Source organism: Streptomyces sp. NBC_00102 (assembly GCF_026343115.1).
Taxonomy (GTDB): Bacteria; Actinomycetota; Actinomycetes; order Streptomycetales; family Streptomycetaceae; genus Streptomyces.
On sequence record NZ_JAPEMC010000001.1, the window covers coordinates 2,533,574 to 2,553,378 of the forward strand.

The 19,805-nt window shown below is 66.5% G+C and carries 15 protein-coding genes and 1 tRNA gene; 1 reads left to right on the forward strand and 15 read right to left on the reverse strand.

Annotated features, from left to right (window positions below; translation table 11 throughout):
* Positions 1–147: 147 nt before the first annotated feature.
* From fusA to OHA55_RS11245, 15 genes are all read right to left on the reverse strand, one after another.
* Positions 148–2,274, reverse strand: a complete 2,127-nt coding sequence (gene fusA / locus OHA55_RS11175; RefSeq protein ID WP_266705281.1) for an elongation factor G — start codon at positions 2,272–2,274, stop codon at positions 148–150.
* Between the two features lie 39 nt (positions 2,275–2,313).
* On the reverse strand, positions 2,314–2,784 hold the full coding sequence (gene rpsG, locus OHA55_RS11180) for a 30S ribosomal protein S7 (RefSeq protein WP_219611728.1): 471 nt from the start codon (positions 2,782–2,784) through the stop codon (positions 2,314–2,316).
* Between the two features lie 2 nt (positions 2,785–2,786).
* Positions 2,787–3,158, reverse strand: coding sequence for a 30S ribosomal protein S12 (gene rpsL / locus OHA55_RS11185; protein ID WP_003948652.1), 372 nt, complete (start codon positions 3,156–3,158; stop codon positions 2,787–2,789).
* A 372-nt stretch (positions 3,159–3,530) separates the two neighbouring features.
* On the reverse strand, positions 3,531–3,962 hold the full coding sequence (locus OHA55_RS11190; RefSeq protein ID WP_266705283.1) for a hypothetical protein: 432 nt from the start codon (positions 3,960–3,962) through the stop codon (positions 3,531–3,533).
* Positions 3,963–3,973: 11 nt separating this feature from the next.
* Complete coding sequence (locus OHA55_RS11195) at positions 3,974–4,738, reverse strand: hypothetical protein (protein ID WP_266705285.1); 765 nt, start codon at positions 4,736–4,738, stop codon at positions 3,974–3,976.
* Between the two features lie 150 nt (positions 4,739–4,888).
* On the reverse strand, positions 4,889–8,788 hold the full coding sequence (locus OHA55_RS11200; protein WP_266705287.1) for a DNA-directed RNA polymerase subunit beta': 3,900 nt from the start codon (positions 8,786–8,788) through the stop codon (positions 4,889–4,891).
* Positions 8,789–8,917: 129 nt separating this feature from the next.
* Entirely contained in the window at positions 8,918–12,403 is a 3,486-nt protein-coding gene (rpoB, locus tag OHA55_RS11205; protein ID WP_266705289.1) for a DNA-directed RNA polymerase subunit beta, read from the reverse strand.
* A 601-nt stretch (positions 12,404–13,004) separates the two neighbouring features.
* Positions 13,005–13,385 (reverse strand): 50S ribosomal protein L7/L12, encoded by a 381-nt coding sequence (gene rplL / locus OHA55_RS11210; RefSeq protein ID WP_266705291.1) that lies wholly within the window; start codon positions 13,383–13,385, stop codon positions 13,005–13,007.
* Between the two features lie 82 nt (positions 13,386–13,467).
* Entirely contained in the window at positions 13,468–14,025 is a 558-nt protein-coding gene (rplJ, locus tag OHA55_RS11215; protein WP_266705293.1) for a 50S ribosomal protein L10, read from the reverse strand.
* Positions 14,026–14,354: 329 nt separating this feature from the next.
* Positions 14,355–15,266, reverse strand: a complete 912-nt coding sequence (locus OHA55_RS11220) for a hypothetical protein (RefSeq protein WP_266705295.1) — start codon at positions 15,264–15,266, stop codon at positions 14,355–14,357.
* 175 nt (positions 15,267–15,441) lie between these two features.
* Entirely contained in the window at positions 15,442–16,164 is a 723-nt protein-coding gene (gene rplA, locus OHA55_RS11225; protein WP_266705297.1) for a 50S ribosomal protein L1, read from the reverse strand.
* An 82-nt stretch (positions 16,165–16,246) separates the two neighbouring features.
* Positions 16,247–16,681, reverse strand: a complete 435-nt coding sequence (gene rplK / locus OHA55_RS11230; RefSeq protein ID WP_007445924.1) for a 50S ribosomal protein L11 — start codon at positions 16,679–16,681, stop codon at positions 16,247–16,249.
* Between the two features lie 176 nt (positions 16,682–16,857).
* The gene (nusG, locus tag OHA55_RS11235; RefSeq protein ID WP_266705299.1) at positions 16,858–17,733 is read right to left on the reverse strand and encodes a transcription termination/antitermination protein NusG; all 876 of its coding nucleotides are present in this window, start codon (positions 17,731–17,733) and stop codon (positions 16,858–16,860) included.
* Between the two features lie 73 nt (positions 17,734–17,806).
* Positions 17,807–18,091 (reverse strand): preprotein translocase subunit SecE, encoded by a 285-nt coding sequence (secE, locus tag OHA55_RS11240; protein WP_266705301.1) that lies wholly within the window; start codon positions 18,089–18,091, stop codon positions 17,807–17,809.
* 106 nt (positions 18,092–18,197) lie between these two features.
* Positions 18,198–18,270: transfer RNA gene (locus tag OHA55_RS11245), tRNA-Trp, on the reverse strand.
* Positions 18,271–18,548: 278 nt separating this feature from the next.
* Between OHA55_RS11245 and OHA55_RS11250 the strand changes: the two genes are divergently transcribed.
* Positions 18,549–19,775, forward strand: a complete 1,227-nt coding sequence (locus tag OHA55_RS11250) for a pyridoxal phosphate-dependent aminotransferase (protein ID WP_266705303.1) — start codon at positions 18,549–18,551, stop codon at positions 19,773–19,775.
* Positions 19,776–19,805: the final 30 nt, after the last annotated feature.

Below are 19,805 nucleotides of genomic sequence, written 5' to 3' on the forward strand. Positions count from 1 at the left end.
GGAGTGGTTCTGTACGCCTTGCTTCATCGGCGCCAGGTGATCTTTGCTGGGATGCCGGATCCGGGGGCATCCACCGCTTCGCTTGCGCATCGACGGTGAATGCCCACCAGGCTCCGGTGACAAGCCTAAAGCGTGAGCTCGGGAGAGTTACTCGCCCTTGGCCTTCGCGATGATCTCCTCGGCGACGTTCCGCGGAACCTCGGCGTAGGAGTCGAACTGCATCGAGTAGCTTGCGCGACCCGAGGTCTTGCTACGGAGGTCTCCGACGTAGCCGAACATCTCCGAGAGGGGCACGAGGCCCTTCACGATGCGAGCACCGTGGCGCTCCTCCATGGCCTGAATCTGGCCACGGCGGGAGTTGATGTCGCCGATGACCTCACCCATGTAGTCCTCGGGCGTGGTGACCTCAACGGCCATCATGGGCTCGAGAATGACGGGAGAAGCCTTGCGCGCGGCCTCCTTGAAGGCCTGCGAACCGGCGATCTTGAACGCGAGCTCGGAGGAGTCGACCTCGTGGTAGCCACCGTCGAGAAGAATGACGCGAACGCCGGTCATCTCGTAGCCGGCCAGGATGCCGAACTGCATGGCCTCCTGCGCACCCGCGTCCACCGACGGGATGTACTCCCGGGGGATGCGGCCACCGGTGACCTTGTTCACGAACTCGTACGAGGCGTCGCCGCCCTCGATCGGCTCGATCGCGATCTGCACCTTCGCGAACTGACCGGTACCACCGGTCTGCTTCTTGTGGGTGTAGTCATGACGCTCGACGGCCTTGCGGATCGTCTCGCGGTACGCGACCTGGGGCTTGCCGACGTTCGCCTCGACCTTGAACTCGCGACGCATACGGTCGACGAGGATGTCGAGGTGGAGCTCGCCCATACCACCGATGATGGTCTGGCCGGTCTCCTCGTCCGAGTGAACACGGAAGGAGGGGTCCTCCTCCGCGAGACGCTGGATGGCTACACCCAGCTTCTCCTGGTCACCCTTGGACTTGGGCTCGATGGCGACCTCGATGACCGGAGCCGGGAAGTCCATGGACTCCAGGATCACCGGGTTCTTGTCGTCGGACAGCGTCTCACCGGTGGTGGTCTGCTTCAGGCCCATGACGGCGACGATGTCACCGGCGCCCACCGACTCGATCTCCTCACGCTTGTTCGCGTGCATGCGGTAGATCTTGCCGATGCGCTCCTTCTTGCCCTTGACGGAGTTCAGCACCGCGGTGCCGGCCTCCAGGCGACCCGAGTAAACCCGGATGAAGGTGAGCTTGCCGAGGTGCGGGTCGCTCGCGATCTTGAACGCGAGCGCGGCGAGCGGCTCGGCGTCGGAAGGCTTGCGGGTGATGACCTCGTCGGCGTTGCTGACCGCGTGGCCCTCGATGGCCTCGACGTCGATCGGCGACGGCAGGTAGCGGACGACCGCGTCGAGCAGGGGCTGAACGCCCTTGTTCTTGAACGCGGTGCCACAGAACACCGGGCTGATCGTCGTGGCGCCACCCTTGCCGGAGGCAATGGTGATGCGACGGACGGCCGCGTAGAGCTGCTCCTCGGTGGGCTCGGTGCCCTCCAGGAAGAGCTCCATGAGCTGGTCGTCGTTCTCGGCGACGGTCTCGACGAGCTTGGCGCGGTACTCGTCCGCGAGCTCCTGGAGGTTCGCCGGGATGTCGACGACCTCGTACATCTCGCCCTTGGACGCTTCGGCCGTCCAGACGAGGGCCTTCATGCGGACCAGGTCCACAACGCCCTCGAAGTCGGCCTCGGCACCGATCGGCAGCTGCATCACGATCGGGGTGGCGCCGAGGCGGTCCACGATCATGTCGACGCAGCGCAGGAAGTCCGCACCGGTCCGGTCGAGCTTGTTGACGAAGCAGATGCGCGGGACGCCGTAGCGGTCCGCCTGACGCCAAACGGTCTCGGACTGGGGCTCGACGCCGGCAACGCCGTCGAACACCGTCACGGCGCCGTCGAGGACGCGGAGCGAACGCTCCACCTCGACGGTGAAGTCCACGTGACCCGGGGTGTCGATGATGTTGATCGTGTGATCGACATCCTCGAGGGGCCAGTGGCAGGTCGTCGCGGCAGACGTGATCGTGATGCCGCGCTCCTGCTCCTGCTCCATCCAGTCCATCGTGGCAGCGCCGTCGTGGACTTCACCGATCTTGTACGAAACGCCGGTGTAGAACAGGATCCGCTCAGTGGTGGTCGTCTTGCCCGCGTCGATGTGGGCCATGATCCCAATGTTGCGGACCTTGGCCAGGTCAAGCGAAGTGGTAGCCATAAGGCTTCAGTCTTCTCTCGGTCTCGATGTGGGTAACGACTACCAGCGGTAGTGCGCGAAGGCCTTGTTGGACTCGGCCATCTTGTGGGTGTCCTCGCGCTTCTTCACGGCCGCACCGAGGCCGTTGGAGGCGTCGAGCAGCTCGTTCATGAGGCGCTCGGTCATGGTCTTCTCACGACGGGCGCGGGAGTAACCGACGAGCCAGCGCAGAGCGAGGGTGGACGCGCGACCGGGCTTGACCTCGATCGGCACCTGGTAGGTGGCGCCACCGACACGGCGGGACTTGACCTCGAGGGCGGGCTTGACGTTCTCAAGCGCGCGCTTCAGCGTGATGACCGGGTCGTTGCCGGTCTTCTCGCGGAGGCCTTCCATGGCGCCGTACACGATCCGCTCGGCGGTGGAACGCTTGCCGTCGAGCAGGATCTTGTTGATCAGCGACGTGACAAGAGGAGAGCTGTAGACCGGGTCGATGATGACCGGGCGCTTCGGGGCGGGGCCCTTACGAGGCATTCTTACTTCTCCTTCTTGGCGCCGTAGCGGCTGCGGGCCTGCTTGCGGTTCTTGACACCCTGGGTGTCAAGGGAGCCGCGGATGATCTTGTAACGAACACCCGGCAGGTCCTTCACACGGCCACCACGCACGAGCACGATGGAGTGCTCCTGCAGGTTGTGTCCCTCACCCGGGATGTAGGCCGTGACCTCGATGCCGGAGGTCAGACGCACACGCGCGACCTTACGGAGTGCCGAGTTCGGCTTCTTCGGGGTGGTCGTGAACACACGCGTGCAGACGCCGCGGCGCTGGGGCGAACCCTCGAGCGCGGGCGTCTTGTTCTTCTCGACCTTGTCCTGCCGGCCCTTCCGGACCAGCTGCTGGATCGTAGGCACTACTTCTCCGGTTTCTGTGTGCCGTTCGTTGAAACTAACCTGGAACATCGCCGACCCACGCGGTCGGGTGTGTCGAATACTGCAAGCCTCTGCCGGAAAACAACGGATGAAGCGCAGATTGCGGTGGCCCTGTGACGGACCCGGCTTGCGGCTGAGGACACGCATGCCGAGCCCAGGCACACCCCAGGCACAAGGCTTGAGCGTACCTACCTCATCGACTTGGGTCAAAACAAATGGGGCGCGGCCGGACGCGCGACGGCCCGTCCCACGGCGGGGACACCACCACATCGACGCCCCGGTGACGACGGGGGAACGCTCGGTACAACACCCTCGGGCGGCACGGAACGGGGAAATCCCTGGTCGGCCGTGCGATCAGCCCAGATCCGTGGTGTCACCACCCAGATGCTTACGGATCAGGAGCGCATCTTCCCGGTCCTTGGTGCGGGAGGACCTCTCCTTCCACCCCAGCACGACGTCCAGGGGACAGAACGGCAGCCCTTGGACCCATTCCGCGCCGTCGATCAGCTCGTCGGCACCCACCGTGCCCGGCAGCCAGCGGTCGAAGACCTCCAGGTCGCCGCCGAAGAGCACCACCATGGAGCCGTGCCCCGAGGGGGCGCACACCGGCGCGGACAGCTCCGTCGCCGCCTTCCACGCTTCGCCCCTGGCGACGACATCGAGATCCCCCACCGTCCGCCGCAGCCCGTGCGCGAGCAGGGGCCCACTCCCCGCGATCACGAAGTCACCGCTCTCCAGCCGGAGCGACATGAGTTTCCTCACGATCGGATGCTCGGGCAGGTTCAAGGAGCCTCCTCCTAGAAGGTGGGCAATCCCACTGCGGACCGAGCGGCCATGCCCATCGCGAGCGATGCGATGACACTCGCCAGCGTACCGATGAGGAAGTATTCGGAGGCGTGCTTGCCGTGATCGTTCGTGGGCACACGGGCCAGCGACTTGGCGGCGAGCACCAGTGCGGCGGCCTCGGGCTGGCCGGCGCCGATGAAGGCGAAGAGGAGACCGCGTTCCAGCAGCCCGATCGTCCGGCTGCCGCTCATGAAGTCGAGAGCACGGTCCCTTTCCTGGCCCGGCGGCAGGGCGTCCACCTCCGCGCGGACCGACGCGGTCGCCAACGACGCCAGCGCTCCTCCGCCGAACACCGCGAGGAGCAACGCCGAGAGGAAGACCGACACCCGGTCGCTGAGGACGAATTCCGCGCTGAGGACCTTCGTCCTCCCTCCCGCCGTCCACAGGCCCATGAGCACGGCGAAGGACACCAGAGCCATGCCCGCACGACGGGTGGCCCTGCCCGGACCCGTGGTCAGCGGGAACGACAGGGAGAACCCGAAGGCCGACGCCCCCGGTATCCGCAGGAACAGTACGGATCCGACGGCCACCAGCACCGCCGCTGCCCAGGCGGACCAGGCGCGCCCTTCGCCGACGTACGGAGCGATGCCGTAGGCACCGTAAAGGCCCACGAAGAGCACGGTGGACGCGGGTCTCGTCCGGTGCCAGTCCGCCCCCCACGGCGTCGCCAGCGCCGCCGCGATGCCGAAGAAGACCCTCGCCGTCTCCACGCGCATGCCCCCGTCCCCCGCCGTCGCCTGCGAGGGCCGGACTCTACCGGTGCGGTGCGGTGGCCGTCCGTCGTTCACGGAAACCCTCCGCGCACAACGCCGCAGGGCGGCCACCCCAACGGGGTGACCGCCCTGCGGTTCGATCAGGCGACCCGCTTACTGGTTGTACGGACCGTAGTCGTAGTCCTCCAGCGGAACGGCCTGGCCGGAGCCGGTGCCGAACGGCGAGTAGTCGATGTCGTCGTAGCCGACGGCCGAGTACATCGCGGCCTTGGCTTCCTCGGTCGGCTCGACCCGGATGTTGCGGTAGCGGGCGAGGCCCGTACCGGCCGGGATGAGCTTACCGATGATGACGTTCTCCTTGAGGCCGATCAGGGAGTCCGACTTGGCGTTGATCGCCGCGTCGGTCAGGACCCTGGTCGTCTCCTGGAAGGACGCCGCCGACAGCCACGACTCGGTGGCCAGCGAGGCCTTGGTGATACCCATCAGCTGCGGACGGCCGGAGGCGGGGTGTCCGCCCTCGGTGACCACACGACGGTTCTCGGTCTCGAACTTCGAGCGCTCGACGAGCTCGCCCGGCAGGAGCTCCGCGTCGCCGGACTCGATGATCGTCACGCGGCGGAGCATCTGCCGGATGATGATCTCGATGTGCTTGTCGTGGATCGACACGCCCTGCGAGTTGTAGACCTTCTGGACTTCGCCGACCAGGTGGACCTGGACCGCACGCTGGCCGAGGATGCGCAGCACGTCGTGCGGGTTGGTCGCACCGAAGGTCAGCTTCTGGCCGACCTCCACGTGGTCGCCCTCGCGGACGAGCACCTTGGCGCGCTTGGAGATCGGGAAGGGAGTCTCCTCGCTTCCGTCGTCCGGCGTGACGATGATCTTCTTGGTCTTCTCGGTCTCTTCGATCCGGATGCGGCCCGCGGCCTCGGAGATCGGAGCGACACCCTTCGGCGTACGAGCCTCGAAGAGCTCGACGACACGGGGCAGACCCTGGGTGATGTCGTCACCGGCCACACCACCGGTGTGGAAGGTACGCATCGTCAGCTGGGTACCGGGCTCACCGATGGACTGGGCGGCGATGATGCCGACCGCCTCACCGATGTCGACCAGCTTGCCGGTGGCGAGCGAGCGTCCGTAGCAGAAGGCACAGGTGCCGACCGCGGACTCACAGGTCAGGACCGAACGGGTCTTGACCTCCTCGACACCCGCGTTGACGAGGGCGTCGATGAGCACGTCACCGAGGTCCACGTTGGCCGGCGCGATGACCTTGCCGTCGATGACGACGTCCTCGGCCAGCATGCGGGCGTACACCGAGGTCTCGACGTCGTCCGTCTTGCGAAGGACGCCGTCCTCACCCTTGACCGCGATCTTCAGCTTGAGGCCGCGGTCGGTGCCACAGTCCTCCTCGCGGATGATCACGTCCTGCGACACGTCCACCAGACGACGGGTCAGGTAACCCGAGTCGGCGGTACGCAGCGCGGTGTCGGCCAGACCCTTACGGGCACCGTGCGTGGAGATGAAGTACTCGAGGACGGTGAGGCCCTCGCGGAACGACGCCTTGATGGGACGCGGGATCGTCTCGTTCTTGGCGTTGGACACCAGACCACGCATACCGGCGATCTGACGCATCTGCATCATGTTTCCTCGGGCACCCGAGTCAACCATCATGAAGATGGGGTTCACCTTGGGGAAGTTCGCGTTCATCGCCTCGGCAACCTCGTTGGTCGCCTTGGTCCAGATCGCGATGAGCTCCTGCGTGCGCTCGTCCTTGGTGATCAGACCACGCTCGTACTGCTTCTGGACCTTCTCGTCCTGCTCCTCGTAGCCGCGGACGATGGCCTTCTTGGCCTCGGGCACGACGATGTCGGAGACCGCGACGGTCACACCGGAGCGGGTCGCCCAGTGGAAACCGGCCGCCTTCAGGTTGTCGAGCGTCGCCGCCACGATGACCTTGGGGTAGCGCTCGGCCAGGTCGTTGACGATCTCGGAGAGCTGCTTCTTGCCCACCGAGTAGTCGACGAACGGGTAGTCCTCGGGCAGCAGCTCGTTGAAGAGCGCGCGGCCCAGGCTCGTACGCAGACGGAAGGTGTCGCCCGGCTGGTACTCGGGCTCGCCCTCCTCGGCGACCGGCGGCACCCAGCCACGCGGCGGGATGGTGCCCACCGGGAAGCGGATGTCGACCTTCGCCTGGAGCGACAGCTCGCGGGCGTCGAAGGCCATGGTGGCCTCGGCCGTGGAGCCGAACGCGCGGCCCGTGCCCTTGACGTTGCGGCCCTCTTCGTCCGTGGTGAGGAAGAAGAGACCCAGCACCATGTCCTGGGTCGGCATGGTGACGGGGCGACCGTCGGCCGGCTTCAGGATGTTGTTCGAGGACAGCATCAGGATGCGGGCCTCGGCCTGCGCCTCCGCGGAGAGCGGCAGGTGCACGGCCATCTGGTCACCGTCGAAGTCCGCGTTGAACGCGGTGCAGACGAGCGGGTGGATCTGGATGGCCTTGCCCTCGACCAGCTGGGGCTCGAAGGCCTGGATGCCGAGGCGGTGCAGGGTGGGCGCACGGTTCAGCAGCACCGGGTGCTCGGCGATGACCTCTTCGAGGACGTCGTACACGACGGTGCGGCCACGCTCGACCATGCGCTTCGCCGACTTGATGTTCTGCGCGTGGTTCAGGTCCACCAGGCGCTTCATCACGAACGGCTTGAAGAGCTCCAGCGCCATGGCCTTCGGCAGACCGCACTGGTGCAGCTTGAGCTGCGGGCCGACGACGATCACGGAACGCGCGGAGTAGTCCACGCGCTTGCCGAGGAGGTTCTGACGGAATCGACCCTGCTTGCCCTTGAGCATGTCGCTCAGGGACTTCAGCGGGCGGTTGCCGGGGCCCGTGACCGGGCGACCACGACGGCCGTTGTCGAACAGCGCGTCGACGGCCTCCTGGAGCATGCGCTTCTCGTTGTTCACGATGATCTCGGGGGCACCGAGGTCGAGAAGGCGCTTCAGGCGGTTATTGCGGTTGATCACGCGGCGGTACAGGTCGTTCAGGTCGGAGGTCGCGAAGCGGCCACCGTCCAGCTGCACCATCGGACGCAGGTCCGGCGGGATGACCGGCACGCAGTCGAGCACCATGCCCTTGGGCTTGTTGCTGGTCTGCAGGAACGCGGAGACGACCTTGAGGCGCTTGAGCGCACGGGTCTTCTTCTGGCCCTTGCCGGAACGGATGATCTCGCGGAGGCGCTCGGCCTCCTCGTCGAGGTCGAAGGACTCCAGGCGCTTCTGCAGCGCGGCGGCGCCCATGCAGCCGTCGAAGTACGTGCCGAAGCGGTCACGCAGCTCGCGGTAGAGCAGCTCGTCGCCCTCGAGGTCCTGGACCTTGAGGTTCTTGAAGCGGCTCCACACCTCGTCGAGACGGTCGATCTCGCGCTGCGCACGGTCGCGCAGCTGCTTCATCTCACGCTCGGCACCTTCGCGCACCTTGCGGCGCACGTCGGCCTTGGCGCCCTCGGCCTCCAGCTCGGCCAGGTCGGTCTCGAGCTTCTTGGCGCGGTTCTCCAGGTCGGAGTCGCGACGGTTCTCGACCTGCTGACGCTCGACGGAGACGTGGGCCTCCAGCGACGGGAGGTCGCGCGTGCGGCGCTCCTCGTCGACGAACGTGATCATGTACGCGGCGAAGTAGATGACCTTCTCGAGGTCCTTCGGCGCGAGGTCCAGCAGGTATCCGAGGCGCGACGGGACGCCCTTGAAGTACCAGATGTGGGTGACGGGAGCGGCAAGCTCGATGTGGCCCATGCGCTCACGGCGCACCTTGGCGCGCGTGACCTCGACGCCACAGCGCTCACAGATGATGCCCTTGAAGCGGACACGCTTGTACTTGCCGCAGTAGCACTCCCAGTCCCGGGTCGGACCGAAGATCTTCTCGCAGAAGAGTCCGTCCTTTTCGGGCTTGAGCGTGCGGTAGTTGATGGTCTCCGGCTTCTTCACTTCGCCGTGGGACCAGGTCCGGATGTCGTCCGCGGTGGCAAGGCCGATCCGCAGCTCGTCGAAGAAGTTGACGTCGAGCACTTGTCGTCAATCCCTCTTTCGGGGGTTCGAGCCCCTCGCCGTGAAGCGTGGAGATGGGGCACTTCAGCAATGGTCTGAACGGGTCCCGGGAGGGCCGGCCGGATCACGTGGATCCGGCCGGCCTACCCGTCAGACCTCTTCGACGCTGCTCGGCTCGCGCCGGGACAGGTCGATACCGAGTTCCTCCGCCGCGCGGAAGACGTCCTCGTCCGTGTCGCGCATCTCGATGGACATGCCGTCCGAGGACAGCACCTCCACGTTGAGGCAGAGCGACTGCATTTCCTTGATGAGCACCTTGAAGGACTCAGGGATGCCCGGCTCAGGGATGTTCTCGCCCTTGACGATGGCCTCGTAGACCTTCACGCGGCCGGTCACGTCGTCGGACTTGATCGTCAGCAGCTCCTGGAGGGCGTACGCGGCGCCGTAAGCCTCAAGGGCCCACACCTCCATCTCTCCGAAGCGCTGACCACCGAACTGAGCCTTACCACCGAGCGGCTGCTGGGTGATCATGGAGTACGGGCCGGTCGAACGAGCGTGGAGCTTGTCGTCGACCAGGTGGTGCAGCTTGAGGATGTACATGTACCCGACCGAGACCGGGTCCGGGAACGGCTCACCGGAGCGGCCGTCGAACAGCTGGGCCTTTCCGGAGGGCTGAACCAGGCGGTCGCCGTCGCGGTTCGGGATCGTGGCGTTGAACAGACCACTGATCTCGTCCTCGCGCGCACCGTCGAAGACGGGCGTGGCGACGTTGGTGCCGGGCGCGACCTGGTCGGCGCCGATGGCCTGGAGCCGCTGGGCCCACTCGTCACCGAGGCCGGAGACGTCCCAGCCGCGGCTGGCGAGCCAGCCGAGGTGGATCTCCAGGACCTGTCCCGGGTTCATTCGGGACGGGACACCCAGCGGGTTGAGGATGATGTCGACCGGGGTGCCGTCCTCGAGGAACGGCATGTCCTCGATGGGCAGGATCTTCGAGATGACGCCCTTGTTGCCGTGACGGCCGGCGAGCTTGTCACCATCGGTGATCTTGCGCTTCTGCGCGACGTAGACGCGGACCAGCTGGTTCACGCCCGGCGGCAGCTCGTCGCCCTCTTCGCGGTCGAAGACGCGGACACCGATGACCTTGCCGATCTCACCGTGCGGCACCTTCAGCGAGGTGTCGCGCACTTCGCGCGCCTTCTCACCGAAGATCGCGCGGAGCAGGCGCTCCTCGGGGGTCAGCTCGGTCTCGCCCTTGGGCGTGACCTTGCCGACGAGGATGTCGCCGGCGACGACCTCGGCACCGATACGGATGATGCCGCGCTCGTCGAGGTCCGCGAGGACCTCTTCGGAGACGTTCGGGATGTCCCGGGTGATCTCCTCCGGGCCGAGCTTGGTGTCACGGGCGTCGACCTCGTGCTCCTCGATGTGGATCGAGGAGAGGACGTCGTCCTGCACGAGGCGCTGCGACAGGATGATCGCGTCCTCGTAGTTGTGACCCTCCCACGGCATGAACGCCACGAGCAGGTTCTTGCCCAGGGCCATCTCACCGTTCTCGGTGGCCGGTCCGTCGGCGAGCACCTGGTCGGCGATGACCCGGTCGCCCTCGGAGACGACGACCTTCTGGTTGACCGAGGTGCCCTGGTTGGAGCGCATGAACTTGGCGATGCGGTACGTGGTGTACGTACCGTCGTCGTTCGTGACGGTGATGTAGTCCGCGGAGACCTCCTGGACCACACCGTCCTTCTCGGCCTTCAGCACGTCACCGGCGTCGGTGGCGCAGCGGTACTCCATGCCGGTGCCGACCAGCGGCGCCTCGCTCTTGATGAGCGGGACGGCCTGGCGCATCATGTTCGCGCCCATGAGGGCACGGTTGGCGTCGTCGTGCTCCAGGAAGGGGATCATCGCGGTGGCGACGGACACCATCTGGCGCGGCGAGACGTCCATGTAGTCGACCTCGGCCGGCGGCACGTAGTCGACCTCACCGCCGCGGCGGCGGACCAGGACGCGGGGCTCGGTGAAGCGCAGCTCGTCGGAGAGGGTCGCGTTCGCCTGGGCGATGACGTAGCGGTCCTCCTCGTCGGCCGTGATGTAGTCGACCTCGTCGGTGACCTGGCCGTCGGTGACCTTGCGGTACGGCGTCTCGATGAAGCCGAACGCGTTGACGCGGCCGTACGAGGCGAGCGAACCGATCAGACCGATGTTCGGGCCTTCGGGGGTCTCGATCGGGCACATGCGTCCGTAGTGGGACGGGTGCACGTCTCGGACCTCGAAGCCGGCCCGCTCACGGGAGAGACCACCCGGGCCAAGTGCCGACAGACGGCGCTTGTGGGTGAGACCCGACAGCGGGTTGTTCTGGTCCATGAACTGCGACAGCTGGCTGGTGCCGAAGAACTCCTTGATGGAGGCGACGACCGGCCGGATGTTGATCAGGGTCTGCGGCGTGATCGCCTCGACGTCCTGAGTCGTCATGCGCTCGCGCACGACGCGCTCCATACGGGCGAGACCCGTACGGACCTGGTTCTGGATCAGCTCGCCGACGTTGCGCAGGCGGCGGTTGCCGAAGTGGTCGATGTCGTCGGTCTCGACGACGATCGAACGTCCGGACTCGCCGACCGTCTCGGTCTCACCGGCGTGCAGCTTGACCAGGTACTTGATGGTCGCGATGACGTCGTCGGTGGTGAGCACGCCGGCGTCCAGCGGCTCGTCCGCGCCGAGCTTCTTGTTCACCTTGTAGCGGCCGACCTTCGCGAGGTCGTAGCGCTTCGGGTTGAAGTAGAGGTTCTCGAGCAGCGTCTGAGCGGCCTCACGGGTCGGCGGCTCGCCCGGGCGCAGCTTGCGGTAGATGTCGAGCAGTGCGTCGTCCTGGCCCTGGGTGTGGTCCTTCTCCAGGGTGGCGCGCATCGACTCGTACTCGCCGAACTCCTCCAGGATCTGCTCGGTCGTCCAGCCGAGAGCCTTGAGGAGGACGGTGACCGACTGCTTGCGCTTGCGGTCGATGCGGACACCGACCATGTCGCGCTTGTCGATCTCCATCTCCAGCCAGGCGCCCCGGGAGGGGATGATCTTGGCGGAGTAGATGTCCTTGTCGGACGTCTTGTCGATCGAGGAATCGAAGTAGACGCCGGGGGAACGGACGAGCTGCGACACCACGACACGCTCGGTGCCGTTGATGACGAAGGTGCCCTTGTTGGTCATGAGCGGGAAGTCGCCCATGAAGACCGTCTGGGACTTGATCTCGCCGGTCTCGTTGTTGGTGAACTCGGCGGTGACGAAGAGCGGGGCGGCGAAGGTGAAGTCGCGCTCCTTGCACTCGTCGATCGAGTTCTTCGGGGGCTCGAATCGGTGGTCGCGGAACGTGAGCGACATCGACCCGGAGAAGTCCTCGATCGGGGAGATCTCTTCGAAGATTTCCTCGAGGCCGGACTTGGTGGGGACGTCTTGTCCACTGTCCAGAGCAGCCTCGACGCGAGCCTTCCAGGCGGCATTGCCGAGGAGCCAGTCAAAGCTCTCGGTCTGCAGCGCGAGGAGGTTCGGAACCTCGAGGGGCTCCTTGATCTTTGCAAAGGAGATGCGCAGCGGGGCGGTGCTGGCACCGTTGTTCGTATTCGCGGTCGAGGCGTTGCGCGAGGCGGCCAAGAGGGGGTCCTTCCGAGGGCTCGGACTCACTACGCGCGTACCGGTCCCATGCCGACACGAAGACGGAAATCCCAGTTCAGGGAGGTTCTGTCATCGATGCTCAAGCGTGGGCATGCCCCTGGTGACGGGCAGGAGGCAGCTAACAGGCAGCGCAAAGGGACAGTGTAGCCAAGCGGCACACTGATGTCCAGTCGGGGTTCTCAGAGACCCGCGTCGCTGTCAACAGCTGTTCTCAACACCTTTTCAGCCCTCGCGCGGCTCGTGCCGCGCGCTTCTTTACTTCCCGCTTCGTTCTCGATCCATGCCTCGGATGAGGACCGAGATGAAGACGCGTCCTGAGAATTGCGCGCCACGTGCGGTTCGTCAAGGCCCCCCGGCCCGCTCGCGGGCCTTGTGGCCGCCTCTGTGGCTGCGGGGCTCTCTCCGACGCCCTCAGGAGGCGTACGGCGATGATCACCCTACTACCCACCGGCGGAAGAGCAAGGCAGCCGACTCGGGTACGCCGAAGGGCGACCACCCGGTCGGGTGATCGCCCTTCGCGTATCCGACGGACCCCGCCTCACGGCAGGGGCGTCACAGGTGAGTCAGAAGACTCGTGAAGTCACTTGACCTCGACGGAGGCGCCGGCGCCCTTGAGGGACTCGGCAGCCTTCTCGGCGGCCTCCTTGGCGACCTTCTCGAGGACGGGCTTCGGAGCGCCGTCGACGAGGTCCTTGGCCTCCTTCAGGCCGAGGGAGGTCAGCTCACGCACGACCTTGATGACCTGGATCTTCTTCTCGCCGGCACCCGTGAGGATGACGTCGAACTCGTCCTGCTCCTCGACGGCCTCGACGGCGGCAGCGCCACCGGCGGCGGCAACGGCGACCGGGGCGGCGGCCGTGACGTCGAACTTCTCCTCGAACGCCTTGACGAACTCGGAGAGCTCGATGAGGGTCAGGGTCTCGAACTGCTCGAGCAGCTCTTCCTGGGACAGCTTCGCCATGATGGCGTCCTTCCACTAAGTCGGCAGGTGCCGGATGTATATGTCGGCGGGCGTACGAAGGGCCCGCTGGACCGCTGAGTGATTACTCGGCAGCCTCGGCGGGCGCCGGCGTACCGGCACCGCCCTGCTCTTCCTTCTTGGCACGAAGAGCTTCCGCGGTGCGGACGAACTTCGAGGGGAGCGCCTGGAAGAGCGCGGCAGCCTGAGACTGCTTGCCCTTCATGGCACCTGCCAGCTTGGCGAGCAGAACCTCGCGGGACTCGAGGTCCGCGAGCTTCTTGAACTCATCGGCGGACAGCGCCTTACCGTCAAGGACACCGCCCTTGATGATGAGGTTGGGGTTGTCCTTGGCGAAGTCACGAAGACCCTTCGCCGACTCCACCGGGTCACCGGTGACGAAGGCAACCGCCGTCGGACCTGCGAACAGGTCGTCCAGCGTGTCGATCCCGGCCTCGTTGGCCGCGATCTTGGTCAGCGTGTTCTTCACCACGGCGTACTGGGCGTTCTCACCGAGCGAACGGCGCAGCTGCTTGAGCTGGGCCACGGTGAGACCCCGGTACTCGGTCAGCACGGCGGCGTTCGAGCTGCGGAACTGGTCCGCGAGCTCGGCTACCGCGGCAGCCTTGTCGGGCCTTGCCATGAGCGTCGGCCTCCTTCCGGGTGATGAGGACCGCTCAGAAGGGGCCGGAAAAGACGAAACGCCCCAGCACAAGTGCCAGGGCGCGGCTCGACCGGACGAATCCGGGAGCGTTCCACAGTCACCTGCGCAGGTCGTCCGTCCGTACGGAACCTTCGGTCAGTGCCCCTTCTTGCGAAGGCACACCAACGACCAGCGGTCTTTGGCTTCTTCGGAAGCGTACGCGACCGGGACCGCGCGGGGCAAATCCGTCCTGAATCCATGGGGTGCGGGAGGTTTGGACCCGCACCCCATGGGCCGGTGAAGGCGTCGGAACCGATGAGGAAGAGGCGTCAGGACGCGGTGGTCGCGGCCTGGCCGGCGATCTCCTTGAAGTCCACCGTGTCGCCCGCGTCGGGCTTCACGACGCTCACCGCGGCGCCGTAGTCGCTGTAGAACGACGTGGTCTTCATCGCCCCGGTGGCGGTGTCGGCGCTCGTCGACGCCTTGATCGGCAGATCGTTCTTGTCGATCCAGAGATCGACGGTCTCGGTGGTGATCCCCGACTTGTCCAGCTGCTCCTTGAGCTCCTTGAGCTGCTCGGCGTCGAGGTTGGTGCTCGTCCCGGACAGTGCGGCCACGTCGACCACACCGGAGTAGTGCGTGGTCGCGACGCCCCGGACGTTCTCCTCGCCGACCTTCTTGACGGCGCCGGACGCCAGGAGGGGCTCCACGCCCTTCTCGGGCGTGGAGCCCTGCATCTGGTCCTTGAGCACCTCGCCGGAGGCACCGGCGACCGCGGCGAGGTCCTCGTAGCCGTACCGGATCCAGTGCTTGCCGCCGATGGCCTGCGCGAAGGCGTCGCCCATGTTCGCGTAGTAGGCGTCCTTGAGGTACACCGTCCGCATGGTTCCGTCGGAGCCCATCTTCTTCATGGTCTCCGCCATCGTGCCGCCGGTGTACTTGATGGTGATGTCACCGGTGATGCCGTCGGACCAGTCCATGGACCCGGTCGACGTGATCGACATGGCCGTACCCACCACGATGGTGCTCTCGACCTTGGCGGAGTGGGCGCTCCCGCTCTTCTGCTGCACCTTCTTCAGCGCGGCGATCGGCGACACCGCGGCCGCCGCGGCCGGGCTCTTGTCGCCGTTCTTGCCACCGGAGCCGCTCGCCTCGTCGGACCCCCCGCACGCCGCCACCGACGTCAGTGCCGCCATCGTCACGACCGACACGCACACGCGCCGCAGTGTCCTGCTCGTCATCGTTTAACCCCACCCCTCGTACGTACTGTCGACCCACCCTTGCACAGGGGGCTGACAGGAACCGGAGCAGCCCGATCCGTCCGGCCCGTCTCCGCATACGAAGACGGGCCCCGCAACCAAAAGGTTGCAGGGCCCATCTACACGCGTGACGCGACTACCCGAGGAGCACGGAGGCTCAGAGGGCGGCCGGGTCCTCCTCGACGAGGAGGTTACGGGTGCGGTTCTGGTCCAGCGGGATGCCGGGGCCCATCGTGGTGGCCAGTGCGGCCTTCTTGATGTAGCGGCCCTTGGCGGCCGACGGCTTCAGACGGAGGATCTCCTCCAGCGCGGCGGCGTAGTTCTCCACCAGCTTCGTCTCGTCGAAGGAGACCTTGCCGATGATGAAGTGCAGGTTCGAGTGCTTGTCGACGCGGAACTCGATCTTGCCGCCCTTGATGTCGTTGACAGCCTTGACGACATCGGGGGTGACGGTGCCGGTCTTCGGGTTCGGCATCAGACCACGCGGACCGAGCACGCGGCCGAGGCGGCCGACCTTGCCCATGAGGTCCGGGGTGGCGACGACGGCGTCGAAGTCCAGGCGGCCCTTCGCGACCTCGTCGATGAGCTCGTCGGAGCCGACGATGTCGGCGCCCGCGGCTTCCGCGGCCGCTGCACGGTCACCGGTCGCGAAGACCAGGACCCGGGCGGTCTTGCCGGTGCCGTGCGGGAGGTTCACGGTGCCACGGACCATCTGGTCGGCCTTGCGAGGGTCGACGCCCAGGCGGAAGGCGACCTCGACGGTGCCGTCGAACTTCGTGGTCGCGGTCTCCTTGGCGAGACGGACGGCCTCGAGCGGGGCGTAGACGCGCTCCCGGTCGATCTTCGCGTCCGCAGCGCGGAGGTTCTTGCTGCGCTTCACTGCTGCTCCTGTGTGTTCAGAGTGTGGAGTCGTGGTGCGGACCAGCGCCTGGTCCTACCACTTGAGGCCTGGGAGGCTGGACTCAGCCTTCGACCGTGATGCCCATGGAACGGGCGGTGCCAGCGATGATCTTCGACGCGGCGTCGAGGTCGTTGGCGTTCAGGTCGGGGAGCTTGGTCGTGGCGATCTCGCGGACCTGGGCGGCCGTCAGCTTGGCGACCTTGGTCTTGTGCGGCTCGCCGGAGCCCTTGTCCACACCAGCGGCCTTGAGGATCAGCTTGGCGGCCGGCGGAGTCTTGGTGATGAAGGTGAAGGAGCGGTCTTCGTAGACCGTGATCTCCACCGGCACGACCATGCCACGCTGCGACTCGGTCGCGGCGTTGTAGGCCTTGCAGAACTCCATGATGTTGACGCCGTGCTGACCCAGCGCGGGGCCGACCGGCGGAGCCGGGTTGGCGGCACCGGCGTTGATCTGGAGCTTGATGAGCCCCGTGATCTTCTTCTTCTTGGGAGGCATTGCTCTCTCCGGGTCCTAGTGAGAGTGTTTCGCCGCCATTCCGGTCATCCGGACGGAGGCATACCGCACAACGATAACGGGTATAGCTGCGCGACCAAAAACCGAGCAGGTCAGACCGGCTGCGAAGCCGGTCTGACCTGCTCGGTAGGCATACGTCCAGAAGGAGGCGAAAGCCGTCAGTTCTTCTGGATCTGGTCGAAGCTGAGCTCGACCGGGGTCTCGCGACCGAAGATCTCGACGAGGCCCTTGACCTTCTTCGAGTCGGCGTTGATCTCGTTGATCGTCGCCTGGAGGGTCGCGAACGGGCCGTCGGTGACGGTGACCGAGTCGCCCACCTCGAAGTCGAGCACCTGGACCTCGACCCGGCGCGCCGGAGCCGGCTTGCCCGCGGCCTCGGCGGCCTCACGAGCGGCCTTCTCCTCGGCCTCGGGAGCGAGCATCTTCACGATCTCGTCCAGGGTCAGCGGGTACGGGTCGTAGGCGTTGCCCACGAAGCCGGTGACGCCGGGCGTGTTGCGGACGACGCCCCAGGACTCGTTCGTCAGGTCCATGCGCACCAGGACGTAGCCCGGGAGCTTGTTCTGGCGGACGTTCTTGCGCTCGCCGTTCTTGATCTGGACGATCTCTTCCTCGGGGACTTCCGCCTGGTAGACGAACTCCTCGACGTTGAGCGAGACGGCACGCTGTTCGAGGTTGGCCTTCACGCGCTTCTCGTACCCGGCGTACGTGTGGATGACGTACCACTCGCCGGGCAGGGTGCGGAGTTCCTCGCGCAGGGCGGCGACGGGGTCGACGGGGGCGGCCGGCTCGGCGGCTTCCTCGGACTCCTCGTCGTCGGACTCGGCGTCCTCGTCGGACTCGGTGTCCTCGGCGGCGAAGGCCTCGGCGTCCTCGTCGGAGTCGACGTCGGCGCTCTCGGCAGCAGCTTCGACCTGGTCCGAGTCCTCGGACTCCGAGGACTCGGAGGCCTCAACGATGTCGTGCTGGTCCTCGGCGGACTCGAAGGCGTCCGTCCCGGACTCGGCGGCGTCGTTCAGGTTCGGGTCAGACACGATGGCTGCTTCTTCCTGGATACAAATGGGTGGAACATGCGAAAGGGGCGCCGGTGAGGCGCCCTCCGCGGGATCAGCCGAAGACGTACTTGATGACCCGCTGGAATCCGAAGTCAATCACGGTAACGAGACCAATCATGACGACTACGAACACAATCACCACGGTGGTGTACGTGCTCAGCTGCTTGCGCGTGGGCCAGACGACCTTGCGCAGCTCGGCGATGATCTGACGGTAGAAGAGCGCGAGACGGCCGAACGGGCCCTTCTTGCCGCGCTTGCCGCCCTTCCGGGTCTTCTTGGACTCGGGCGCTTCATCCTCAGCATCAGGCATGTCGATGGAGCCCACGGCGTCCGTCACGCTACTCACCTGATTCCGGGTCGTGGCCGTGCCGCGCCCGGTGGAGCCGCACGGCTGTGCAATGAAGTACGTACATGCGCACACATCCTGGCGAAGGAGTGTGTAGCAGGGCCGGAGGGACTTGAACCCCCAACCGCTGGTTTTGGAGACCAGTGCTCTACCAATTGAGCTACGACCCTTTGTGGTTTCCCCAACCTACCGCATGTTCCCTGGTGACCAGGAAGTCATTCCGGTGCGGCTGGTGAAGGCCAACGACAGGTGAGTGTACGTGTTCATGGGCCCCGCGTCGAACAGAAGTTGAGCGGGCCATCCGGACGGGGGTCGGCGGGGCGCGCTCCCGGGGGTCCCGGGGCCCTCGTTCCGGCCCTGGCCAGAGCCCGTACGGGGGCCTCGGGGGCCCCGTGCGCGCGACGGAAACACCTCGCCGAGAGGGCCTGCGGTCGGGCACCATGGAGGCATGAGCTCTGCATCTTCTCCGTCCGAACGCCGGGTCTCCGTCCGCGTCGGTGCGATCTCCGAGTCCGCCACCCTCGCCGTCGACGCCAAGGCGAAGGCACTCAAGGCGGCCGGCCGTCCGGTGATCGGGTTCGGCGCCGGTGAGCCCGACTTCCCGACCCCCGACTACATCGTCGAGGCGGCGGTCGAGGCGTGCCGCAACCCGAAGTACCACCGCTACACCCCCGCGGGCGGGCTGCCGGAGCTCAAGGCGGCGATCGCGGCGAAGACGCTGCGCGACTCCGGCTACGAGGTGGACGCCTCGCAGGTCCTGGTGACCAACGGCGGCAAGCAGGCCATCTACGAGGCGTTCGCCGCGATCCTCGACCCGGGCGACGAGGTCATCGTCCCCGCCCCGTACTGGACCACCTACCCCGAGTCGATCCGGCTGGCCGGCGGCGTCCCGGTGGACGTCGTCGCCGACGAGACCGCCGGGTACAAGGTCACGGTCGAGCAGCTGGAAGCCGCCCGCACCGAGCGGACGAAGGTCGTGCTGTTCGTCTCGCCGTCGAACCCGACCGGCGCGGTGTACACCCGGGCCGAGGCCGAGGAGATCGGCCGCTGGGCCGTCGAGCACGGGCTGTGGGTGCTGACCGACGAGATCTACGAGCACCTCGTCTACGGCGACGCGGAGTTCACCTCGCTCCCCGCGCTCCTGCCGGAACTGCGGGACAAGTGCATCGTGGTCAACGGTGTCGCCAAGACGTACGCGATGACCGGCTGGCGGGTGGGCTGGATCGTCGGTCCGAAGGACATCGTGAAGGCGGCGACCAACCTGCAGTCGCACGCCACCTCGAACGTCTCCAACGTCGCCCAGGTCGCCGCGCTGGCCGCCGTCTCCGGACCGCTGGACGCGGTCGCCGAGATGCGGACCGCCTTCGACCGCCGGCGGAAGACGATCGTGGGGATGCTCAACGAGATCGACGGGGTCGTCTGCCCCGAGCCCGAGGGCGCGTTCTACGCCTACCCCTCGGTGAAGGGCCTGCTCGGCAAGGAGATCCGCGGCAAGCGCCCGGCCAGCTCCGCCGAGCTGGCGGCGCTCGTCCTGGACGAGGCCGAAGTCGCCGTCGTTCCCGGCGAGGCCTTCGGCACGCCGGGTTACCTCCGGCTCTCCTACGCGCTGGGCGACGACGACCTGGTCGAGGGCGTCTCGCGGATCCAGAAGCTGCTGGCGGAGGCGCGCGACTGACCCCGCGCAGAACACGGGAGGGTGCCCCCG

What these genes read in the sequence shown, in the direction of transcription:
- fusA (WP_266705281.1), bottom strand. Translation starts at nt 2,274, where the DNA reads ATGGCTACCACTTCGCTTGACCTGGCCAAGGTCCGCAACATTGGGATC.
- rpsG (WP_219611728.1), bottom strand. Translation starts at nt 2,784, where the DNA reads ATGCCTCGTAAGGGCCCCGCCCCGAAGCGCCCGGTCATCATCGACCCG.
- OHA55_RS11195 (WP_266705285.1), bottom strand. Translation starts at nt 4,738, where the DNA reads ATGCGCGTGGAGACGGCGAGGGTCTTCTTCGGCATCGCGGCGGCGCTG.
- rplL (WP_266705291.1), bottom strand. Translation starts at nt 13,385, where the DNA reads ATGGCGAAGCTGTCCCAGGAAGAGCTGCTCGAGCAGTTCGAGACCCTG.
- rplJ (WP_266705293.1), bottom strand. Translation starts at nt 14,025, where the DNA reads ATGGCAAGGCCCGACAAGGCTGCCGCGGTAGCCGAGCTCGCGGACCAG.
- OHA55_RS11220 (WP_266705295.1), bottom strand. Translation starts at nt 15,266, where the DNA reads ATGACGAGCAGGACACTGCGGCGCGTGTGCGTGTCGGTCGTGACGATG.
- rplK (WP_007445924.1), bottom strand. Translation starts at nt 16,681, where the DNA reads ATGCCTCCCAAGAAGAAGAAGATCACGGGGCTCATCAAGCTCCAGATC.
- OHA55_RS11250 (WP_266705303.1), top strand. Translation starts at nt 18,549, where the DNA reads ATGAGCTCTGCATCTTCTCCGTCCGAACGCCGGGTCTCCGTCCGCGTC.